10 protein-coding genes are annotated in these 9,503 nt (G+C 55.8%); 6 read left to right on the forward strand and 4 right to left on the reverse strand.

Annotated elements, in window-relative coordinates; translation table 11 throughout:
* Nucleotides 1–61 precede the first annotated feature (61 nt).
* Nucleotides 62–271, forward strand: coding sequence for a hypothetical protein (locus tag VEV40_RS04370; protein WP_324830443.1), 210 nt, complete (start codon nucleotides 62–64; stop codon nucleotides 269–271).
* On the opposite strand, the gene VEV40_RS04375 is transcribed toward VEV40_RS04370, so the two are convergent.
* The 4 genes from VEV40_RS04375 to VEV40_RS04390 all read right to left on the reverse strand — a co-directional run bounded on the left by VEV40_RS04375 (nucleotide 268) and on the right by VEV40_RS04390 (nucleotide 4,832).
* On the reverse strand, nucleotides 268–2,013 hold the full coding sequence (locus VEV40_RS04375; RefSeq protein WP_324830445.1) for an AAA family ATPase: 1,746 nt from the start codon (nucleotides 2,011–2,013) through the stop codon (nucleotides 268–270). The two genes, VEV40_RS04370 and VEV40_RS04375, sit on opposite strands and share 4 nt — an antisense overlap.
* Nucleotides 2,014–2,184: 171 nt before the next feature.
* Nucleotides 2,185–3,171, reverse strand: coding sequence for an aldo/keto reductase (locus VEV40_RS04380; protein WP_324830447.1), 987 nt, complete (start codon nucleotides 3,169–3,171; stop codon nucleotides 2,185–2,187).
* Between the two features lie 145 nt (nucleotides 3,172–3,316).
* The gene (locus VEV40_RS04385; RefSeq protein ID WP_324830449.1) at nucleotides 3,317–4,021 is read right to left on the reverse strand and encodes a hypothetical protein; all 705 of its coding nucleotides are present in this window, start codon (nucleotides 4,019–4,021) and stop codon (nucleotides 3,317–3,319) included.
* Between the two features lie 163 nt (nucleotides 4,022–4,184).
* On the reverse strand, nucleotides 4,185–4,832 hold the full coding sequence (locus tag VEV40_RS04390) for a hypothetical protein (RefSeq protein WP_324830451.1): 648 nt from the start codon (nucleotides 4,830–4,832) through the stop codon (nucleotides 4,185–4,187).
* Nucleotides 4,833–5,371: 539 nt separating this feature from the next.
* On the opposite strand from VEV40_RS04390, the gene VEV40_RS04395 reads away from it, so the two are divergent.
* The 5 genes from VEV40_RS04395 to VEV40_RS04415 all read left to right on the forward strand — a co-directional run bounded on the left by VEV40_RS04395 (nucleotide 5,372) and on the right by VEV40_RS04415 (nucleotide 9,279).
* A complete protein-coding gene (locus VEV40_RS04395; protein ID WP_324830453.1) occupies nucleotides 5,372–6,562 on the forward strand; it encodes a hypothetical protein in 1,191 nt (396 codons plus the stop codon).
* Between the two features lie 9 nt (nucleotides 6,563–6,571).
* Nucleotides 6,572–7,552 (forward strand): transporter, encoded by a 981-nt coding sequence (locus VEV40_RS04400; protein ID WP_324830454.1) that lies wholly within the window; start codon nucleotides 6,572–6,574, stop codon nucleotides 7,550–7,552.
* A 74-nt stretch (nucleotides 7,553–7,626) separates the two neighbouring features.
* Nucleotides 7,627–8,064: a hypothetical protein gene (locus tag VEV40_RS04405; protein WP_324830455.1), complete on the forward strand. Its 438-nt coding sequence runs from the start codon at nucleotides 7,627–7,629 to the stop codon at nucleotides 8,062–8,064.
* Between the two features lie 115 nt (nucleotides 8,065–8,179).
* The gene (gene tatA / locus VEV40_RS04410; RefSeq protein ID WP_324830457.1) at nucleotides 8,180–8,401 is read left to right on the forward strand and encodes a twin-arginine translocase TatA/TatE family subunit; all 222 of its coding nucleotides are present in this window, start codon (nucleotides 8,180–8,182) and stop codon (nucleotides 8,399–8,401) included.
* Nucleotides 8,402–8,463: 62 nt separating this feature from the next.
* Complete coding sequence (locus VEV40_RS04415) at nucleotides 8,464–9,279, forward strand: polyphosphate kinase 2 family protein (RefSeq protein ID WP_324830460.1); 816 nt, start codon at nucleotides 8,464–8,466, stop codon at nucleotides 9,277–9,279.
* Nucleotides 9,280–9,503 lie beyond the last annotated feature (224 nt).

Here is a 9,503-nt window from a genome sequence, read left to right on the forward strand (position 1 = left end):
TAGAGAACAATTGACCTTTCCCGGGGTGACAATGCGCCTCTCGTATGGTTACCATTGGATAATGCTGAACGCTCAGACTCCCGAGCGAAGTCAAGTACTTGCGGCACTCGAACGAGACCTTCTGACGAAGAAGGACCAGCTGAATCTGCTGATCTCCATGTTCCATCAGTTGCCGCGGATGTCACGTTCCTACATTGTGCCGGTGTTTCGCAGCACTCGCCGCGAAATCGCCATGCTGCGCAGGCAGATACGCACGCTTCGCCGCTATTAAGCCAGTCGTGCGGGAGCGAATTCCGGATATTTTTTGATCTGATTCAGCAGGCTGCGCTCCGCGGTTCTGCGCTCCTCCGGGCGGAGATTTTCGCTCAGATCCAGAGCACGCTTCAGGAGTTCGTGGGCAGCGTGGTCGGCATCCCGGCTGGCGGCGGTGTCCGCAGCCAAACACAGAGCAGCAATCGCTTCCTTCCAAGATCCGGCGGCCTGGTAATGGTGCGCCAGCTCCGAGGCGATGCTGGCTTCGCTCCCGGCAAAGAGGGACTTCAGCCTTTCCGCGACCCGGCGATGCCGCTCGGCACGGCGCGCCGCAGGTTGCCGGGCATATAAGGCTTCGCGGAAGAGGCCGTGAGCGAAAACGTAGAACGTGGATCGGGCGCCATCAGGCAGCTCGTCCTGTCCAGCGGCGTTCAGCAACCGGGTACGGCGGGCAAGCGAAGCATATTCATCTTCTACATCGAGGACATCTTCCTTGAGTGCAGCGGCAGCGGCCCAGGCGGGAAAGATTGCACCCACGATGCTGCCGGCTTCAAGCAGACGGCGTTCACGCTCGTTGAGCCGCCCAAGCTGCAGGTCGATCATTCCCAGAAGGCCGTCGGGGATGCCTAATTCGATTTCAGCCAGAGGCATGGCAAGCTGCCATTTCCCGGATTTTGCAACGAGCAGATTCTGGCTGCGCAGATGTTCGAAAGTGGCAGCCATGAAGAGCGGATTGCCTTCAGAATGCTGATGCACGAAGCTGGTCAGCCCGGCGGGGAGGGTATTCGTACTAAGCTGCTGCAAGAGATAGTCGGATACGGATTTGCGGTTCAGGGGTCCAAGAAGAATCTCACAACAGAGCCGGCGCGTGGAGAGATCGTCTTTGAGACCAGTGAGCGGGTGATGCCCGTCGATTTCCGCCGGCCGGTAGCTGGCCACCACCATAAGCTTGTAGCTGCCGCGCCTGCGCGCCAGAGCGGAGATCAGGTCGAGAGTGGACGCATCCGCCCAGTGCAGATCTTCCAGAACCAGCAGAAGAGGGTCGCTTTGCGCGAGCATTTCCACGATTTCGCAGATTTCTCCGAGCGCTGGAACCTTTGCCCCATGCTCATGTTCTTTCCCGAACCAGCCAGGCAACCGCTGGGCGAGGAAAGTGTGGATCTTCTCGTGCTCGGTGAGTTGGCCCAGGGCTTCACGCACCGGGTAGAAAGGCTCCTTGCCGCCAAAACCTTCTACGCTTTGACCGCGGGCCATGCGCGCGTTGTCGTCAGCACATGAGCGAGCGCAGAAGGCGTCGATTAGAGCAGTTTTGCCTGAGCCAGCGTCTCCAGTCAGAAAAATGAGTTTGCGAAGGCCTTTCGCTACCTGGTCGAAGTCGGCGTCGAGTTTGTCGAGTTCGGCGTTACGGCCAACGATGGGAGGGATGGAGCCATCGGTTCCCGGCGCATCCTGCCGGACAGTGGAAACCTTGGCAACAAAGCGATAGCCACGCTTTGGGACGGTCTGAATGTACTGCGGCTCGTCGGGATCGTCGCCCAGCAGCTTGCGCAGCTCAAGAACATAGGTGCGCAGAACCTGAGGCTGCACATAGGTTTCCGGCCACAGCGCATCGAGAAGCTCATCATGCGTGACCAGCCGTTGCGGATTTTCCACCAGATAACGCAGGACAGCAAAAGGCTTCGGAGCGAGTGGAACCTGCTTTCCGTCGCACCACAGACACTCGTTCGCTGCGTCAAGCTGGAAGCAACCAAACCGCTTCATAGGAAGGTGTGGCCTTTATCAGCACTAGACTTGTTATGTCAATGTAAGTTAGCAACCCGCGGGCCAGTTTGAATCCGAAAAAGTAAATGATTCTGTTCGACTTTCGCCGAGCAAATTGCCCGCAATTGTCCGGATTCGAACATTCGTGTCCGAATTCGGACTCCTCAAAGATTAGAGACCAACCATACTCATCATTTCCGGCGTATAGCGTTCGCCCTGGGCTGCGCCTTTCGGGGCGATAGCGTCGAGGGCCGACAACTCTTCTTTTGACAATTTGATTTCAACAGCGGCTACATTTTCTTCGAGATATTTGCGCCGCTTGGTGCCAGGGATGGGAACTACGTCATTGCCCTGCGCCAGCACCCAAGCTAATGCAAGCTGCGAAGCCTTTACTTTCCGCATTTCCGCAAATTCTTCAATCTTCGAGACCAGATCGAGGTTTTTCTGGAAATTTTCTCCTTGAAAGCGTGGAGAATTCTTCCGCCAGTCATCGGCGGCGAGGTCGCCGGGCTTGCGAATCTGTCCGGTGAGAAATCCCCGTCCCAATGGGGAATATGCAACGAAGCCAATGCCCAGCTCCCGCACAGCGGGAATGACTCCGTCTTGTTCATGGTCGCGGCTCCAGAGCGAGTACTCACTTTGCAGGGCCGAAATGGGGTGCGTGTCATGAGCGCGGCGGATCGTCTTTGCGCCTGCTTCTGAAAGCCCGAGATAACGAACTTTGCCCGCTTTGACCAGTTCCGCCATGGTGCCGACGGTTTCCTCAATCGGCGTCCTGGGGTCAACGCGATGCTGGTAGTAGAGATCGATGGTGTCGATGCCGAGCCTCTTGAGGCTGGCGTCACAGGCGGCGTGGACATATTCCGGCGTTCCGTTTACTCCGCGCGTGCCATCTGGCTTGCGCACGATGCCAAACTTTGTGGCAATGATGACTCTGCCGCGATGCGGCTTGAGGACGCGGCCTACCAGTTCTTCATTGATGTAGGGACCGTAAATGTCGGCGGTGTCGAAAAAGTTGATGCCACGGTCGAGCGCGCGATGAAGCGTGGCAATGGATTCTGATTCGTCGGGAGGGCCGTAGAACTCGGACATCCCCATGCATCCCAACCCGATTGCAGAAACCGCAAGGCCCTGTGCTCCTAATTTACGCTGCTGCATGCTTCACTCCCCGGTTTATCAGATTCGTCAGCCATCAAGAGGATGCGAAAGGGCGAAGCGTCCGGAAATCGGGATGAACAATGCACAATTTCCGGGCGAATGGTTCAGAAGCAGCTTCTCCTGAACTAAGCCAGACGGCCTGAATTTACTTCAGACCCTTTTTCATTCTGTACAGGATGCCAACAGAGATCGCAAACTGATCTTTGAGTCCGGCGCCACCGAAGTTCGTCAGCGTGGCATCGGGCGAGATGCGGAAGACGAGGCGTGGCGAGCGGTTCAGATCGATGGAGCCGCCAAAGGCAGCGCCGAAGGCGAACTGGTTACTGAACAGGCCTAGCGCGCCGGGCGGAACATTGCCGGTGGCGTGTTGAAAGTCTCCGTATGCACCGCCGACGAGGGCATGCAGCAGGATCGAGCCATGTACATTGCTGGGGCCGCGATATTCCGGCCCGACCAGGAACATATGCTCGCTGACGAATGGCCCTTCGATGCCATAAGGGTTCGGCACGACCCCTGACGTCCCATAGTATCCGCGTACGTTACCGGCAACTGCCCAGCGAGGAGTGAAGAAACGCGCGGCCTGAGCATCGAAGCCGCCAAGGTTCGCACCCTGTAATAGATTGGGTCCGGCATTAAAGTGCGAATAGGCGAAGCCGCCATAAAGTTCCCATTTGTAGTCATATCTCACTCCGGAGAGAGCGCCGCTGGGAGCGGAGGGCGCCGGGGCTGGCGGGTTCTGTGCCTGTGCCTGGACCTGAGATTGAGACTGGGACTGTGCGTGGCAGCTTGCGCTGAAAATCAAAATGGCGATTGCGACAAGGGCCAGACAGGAAAAACGCGTGCTTCTCAAAAGAAAAAGACCTCCACAAATCCGGGCAGCGGAACATTCCTTTAGACTTCCCGTAAAGTTTAAAGATACATGGCTGGGCGCGGTTCTGTCAGATGGCTGAGGCAATTCCTTTGGGAGCTGCGGGCCACCGGGGAGTTATGGCTTTGGCATAGCTGACTACACGTCAGTTGAATCTGGATGGTGTAAGCAGTATGGCGGTGCTGACCAGAAATACCCATAGTGGAAAGACGACTGAAACCCATACGATAATTCCAACGCTCAGCAACAGCATCGTTCCCAAAGCGTAACCAGTAAAGGCAATCCAGCGCGGAACAATCAGAGTTCGCAGCAAGAGTGTTGAGGTAGAGAACATGAACACGCCAGCCATCTTGCTTCCGTACACGTTCATCGTCTGGTAGATTTCGGCGCGGCCAAGCACGTACGCTCCCGTTGGCATAAAACCTTCAGGTGCGTTGAGTAGAACCCGGATAAGTCCCCCCGCCATTGCAGCCGATGTAAAGATCATCGCGATATACAACAATCCGCTTCCCATGAAAACCGTCGCAAAAAAGCGATCTTCCATTGCCCCCAAACGACTGCGCAACACGGCAATAAACCAAAGAAAAGCGATACCTGCAAAGGGCAGCAGGTTCAATGCAAACGAGACGACCTTTGAATGCCTGATCACATCCGCAACGGCTGGGTTAACGGGGATGGAAATCCACGCCAGCAACTGACTCGTGATCAGCAAAAGGCCAAAAAGCAGGCCGGCGATCGCAGCAGCTCTAGGTGTCCGCAGTTCCTTACGAGTTAGGGTTTCCTCGTTGCCCATGCTCATCTCCCAGCCCGCTGGAGCCTCTTTCAAAGCCGGAAGGACCCCGATTATGGTCAGAGGCTCGAGGAATTGGCGGGCCACGACTGAAGTTCGTTTATTCTCGGTAAAAATCGCGTCATCTTAACCAACAGCATCTCGCCCTGTGCGTGCTCGGATGGGGTGCCTTTGCCACGCGCTGGCAGAAGGGAATCGAATTCCTCCACCAGTTCACGCGCTTCCGCGCGCAGATTGTTTGGAACGATGGAATTCTCAGCCAGCTTCCTGCAGATTGCGGCTAAATCCATCACAACCATCACTTTTATTTCATTTCTCGCTGCATTTGTGTCCATCTCATATTCCTCGCAACCTCAACAACCTTAGCGTAAGAGCAATGGCACGGGAGACTGTCAAATCTACCAGCAGCTAATACAGCGCCTGAAGTATATGCTGGCTTTTCGTTTCTATCGGGGCCTGCGTGATCGGAACAGTCGTTACGGGCGCCTATCTATAAAACCTTGCCGAGACGCAAGGAAACCATCAGGGTAAGGTTACACACGATGACAGAACTCGATTCTCTAGAGCCATGGCATGATTTCTCGGTGGTGCTGGGTGGCCCGCTCTTCCAACTCCTCCGGAAGACGCATCTTGAAGGGGATCATCTGGAACACCTGAAGCGTCGGCTGGTCATTATCACGCTGTTCGCGTGGCTGCCGTTGCTGCTTCTTTCCACTATCGGATCCCTGGCTGGAAACCCCGGCAGACTTTCCTTCCTGCATGACGTTGAAGTGCAAGTTCGATTCCTCATCGCGCTCCCGATCCTTATCGCAGCGGAGCTGATAGTTCATCTGCGGCTGCGCCTCGTTGTACGCCGTTTTGTGGAGCGCCGGCTCATTTCGCAAAAAACCATTCCCACTTTTGACGTCGCGGTCAATTCAGCCAAACGGGTGCGCGATTCCATCCCCGTGGAATGTGGGCTATTGCTCTTTGTTTATGGCGTTGGCCTCTGGGTCTGGCACAACCGCGTGACAGTCGACAGTCCAACCTGGTATGCCTTGCCTGGCGGACGCTGGCATCTGACTCTCGCGGGCTTCTGGTATGTGTTCGTCAGCATCCCCATCCTGCAGTTCATCCTTTTACGCTGGTACCTGAGGTTCTTCATCTGGTTCCGCTTTCTCTGGCAGGTCTCCAGAATCAACCTGCACCTCGTACCGACTCACCCCGATCGCTGCGCAGGCCTTGCCTTTCTGGGCAAGAGCGCTTATGCCTTCAGCCCCATCCTTTTCGCTCAGGGTGTAATGCTCGCCGGTGTGGTGGCCAGTCGAGTCCTCTATCATGGCGAAAAGTTGGAGTCCTTCAAGTTGCAGGCCGGAGGCTTCGTTGTCATTTTCGTTCTGGCCATTCTCGGTCCACTTTTGATGTTTACTCCTCAGATGGCTCGCGCGAAGAGAACGGGATTAGCCATCTACGGACAACTCGCTCAAAACTATGTGGACCGTTTCGAACAGAAATGGGGCGAGCCCCTTGAAATAACCGCCCCTTCTGAAGAACTGCTCGGAAGTGCCGATATTCAGTCGCTCGCCGATCTGGGAAATAGCTATGCCATGGTGCGTGAGATGCGTTCAGTCCCTTTTGGGCTCGACGACATCTCCCGTATGGCCGCCGCCACCGCGGCGCCGCTCGTGCCTCTTCTGCTCACGGTTTTCTCCCCGGAAGAGCTGATTTTGCGCATCATCAAGATTGTGTTCTGAACATCCAGCGTGGAGAATTTTGCGATCGCAGCAAGCCAACTTCTGGTTTCTCTCACCCGGTCCATCGTGCGCATTCTTAGAAAATCGCGATTGTGGGCAATGGTCGTGGTTGCATCATCGCATTTCCTTCTGGCGCAGGATCTGGCGCCACGCGCCTACATCATCACACCACTCCATAGCAACGCTGTTACTCTGACATGGTCCTTTTACAACGGGGGCCTGAACTTCACTGGCACAATACCCGTCGCCGCTACTGGGACGTATCACGTACCAATTTTCAGCTATTACCATTCCCTCAGTGTCTTAGGACGTTCGGCTAACGTCACAGCCTCGCTGCCCTACGGGGTAGGAACCTTTGAGGCGGCAGCCCTTGGAAACGGAGTTTCGGCCTACCGTTCGGGATTGGTCGATCTTGGTGTCCGCTTCTCCGTGAACTTGAAGGGCGGCCCGGCAATGCCAGCACAGGAGTTTATGAAGTGGAAGCAAAAGACGATCTTAGGCGCGAGCCTCAGAGTGATTGCTCCGACCGGGCAATACAGTCCCACACAGCTGATTGATTGGGGTATCAACAGATGGGCTTTCAAGCCGGAGTTGGGGTACTCCCGATCCTGGGGCAACTGGGTGCTCGACGGCTATGGCGGCGTCTGGTTCTACACAACGAATCCGGCGGATTTTCATGTTCCGCACCCGGCGCCGCAGACTGAAGAACCGATCGGCTCGTTCGAAGGACATCTGAGTCGGGATTTTGGCCGCGGCACGTGGGCATCGCTGGATGGAAATTTCTGGTGGGGAGGAGTGACGACCTTCAACGGCATACGGAATCCAGCGACCCTTCAAACCAGCTCGCGCATCGGCGGCACGGGCGCCTTTCGCATTTCCAAACACCAGTCCGTGAAAATCAGCTATAGCGGTGGGGCCTACGTGCGATTTGGCGGCAATTACCAGAACGTCTCCCTTGCCTGGCAGTATTCATGGATAGGCAAGCCATAAGTACGCCCACGGCGGGCTCAGCTGGTTCGAAAACCGCTTCTCACTCTGAGAGAATTGGTTAGTCTAAGGCCTAGATGACGGCTAGGGAACAACTCGCGAAGAAGACCTTCGATTCGCTTACATCCATGATGCAGGCATACGCTGCGGAAGCGGTAAGCATTGCCGCTGCCGAGCATGGGCGGAAGCTGGACTATTCAGCGGGATCGGTCGATGCGCTGGAAGGTATTCTGGGGACGCTGGCCCCAGCGCAGGAAAGCGATCTGGAGTGGCTGACGAAACTATGGGGCAGCTATTTTGGTGAAGTCTTTCGCCGCCGCTATCCGTCAGAATGGACGATGAGCGAATATCCGGGCGGCAAATTTGCCGTACCAACTTTGGAGATTGGCGGCTCGCGCATCTATCCCCTGCTGAAAGTGCACCGCCGTCTGACGATGGGCGCATCGGAAAGCCTGACGGCCTTCACGGAAATGGCGCGGAATCGTCTCGATGCCTTGCATCCGCCCGCGAATTGAGAACGTACTTAACAAAGAGTTTCGACAGGGAGTTTCGCACGGGGTCATTGCTCTGTGCGACAATATGAGAAATGGAGGAAGTTCCCGCGCGTGCGCGCCCGGGACATGTCCCGCTATGCTCGATAATCTGTTTACACCAACGCATTTACTCATCATTCTCGTCATCGCGCTGTTAATCTTTGGACCGCGTAAACTGCCTGAGCTTGGCAAGGGTCTAGGCGAAGGGCTGCGCGGCTTCAAGGAAGGCATCAAGGGCAACAATAATGCCGATGCCCCGAAACAGGAGGCTGTAACGAAGAGCGAAGCGACGCCCACGGCGACGCCGCAGACGAAATAGTTGAGGATCTGCGCCGTTCAGATCGACCTCGTCCCCTCTGAACGGCGGTTCCGGGAGAAGGCATGGCTGGATGGCCCGTCTCAAGCCCGTACCTGGTTAAATCTCATCAAAAAGTAAAGCTCTCCCACTTCCCCACAGCTGATACTGGACGCTACCAGAACAAAGAAGAAGCCGCAGTCGACCTGGAGCGGCATCGTCAGAAACTCGATGAGCTGCAGGAGCTGCTCACGGCCGATTGCCGCCATGCCGTGCTCATCGTGCTGCAGGGCATGGACACGTCAGGCAAGGACGGGACGATTCGCCACATCTTTACCGGAGTCAATCCACAGGCCTGCAATGTGACTTCATTTAAAGTTCCCACTCCACTGGAGTTGAGGCACGATTTTCTGTGGCGCGCGCATCGCAATGTTCCACAATACGGAACTATTGGCATCTTCAACCGTTCGCACTACGAAGATGTGCTGGTGACGCGCGTGCACAAGCAGGTGTCAGACAAGCTTGCGAAAGAGCGGTTTAAACAGATCGTAGATTTCGAAATGACTCTGGCTGAGAACAACATCACGATCCTGAAATTTTTTCTGCACATCAGCCGCGCCGAACAGACGCGCCGTCTGGCCGAGCGTCTGAAAGACAAGAACAAGCACTGGAAATTGAACAAAGAAGACTTCGCGGAGCGCGGCTACTGGCCGCAATACATGAAGGCTTATGAAGATGCAATCGAACACACGAGCCGCAAGCACGCGCCGTGGTTCATCATTCCAGCAGACCACAAATGGTATCGAAATGTGGCCATCTCAGAGATTCTGGTCAACGCGATCAGCAAGTTAAAGATGAATTATCCCAAGCCTGACTTCGACCCAGGCAAAATCAAGCTCTGAAAAAAAATGGGGCCCGAAGGCCCCTAGCTTGGGAGACAAGCAAAGCGATCTAGAAGTTGTACTTGAGCGCTACTTCAACCACACGGCGTCCGGTTTCATACAGCGGAGTGCCGGTGGTGAGCTGGTTGGTGTTTACGCCGCCGCCGTCGCAGGTTGGCTGGGCTGCACTTGCGCTGGAGCTATTGCAGCTCATCTGCAGCTTGACGTCGTTGCCGAGGTTAAAC

The sequence above is a fragment of the Alloacidobacterium sp. genome (assembly GCF_035631355.1).
In the GTDB taxonomy this organism is placed as follows: Bacteria; Acidobacteriota; Terriglobia; order Terriglobales; family Acidobacteriaceae; genus Alloacidobacterium.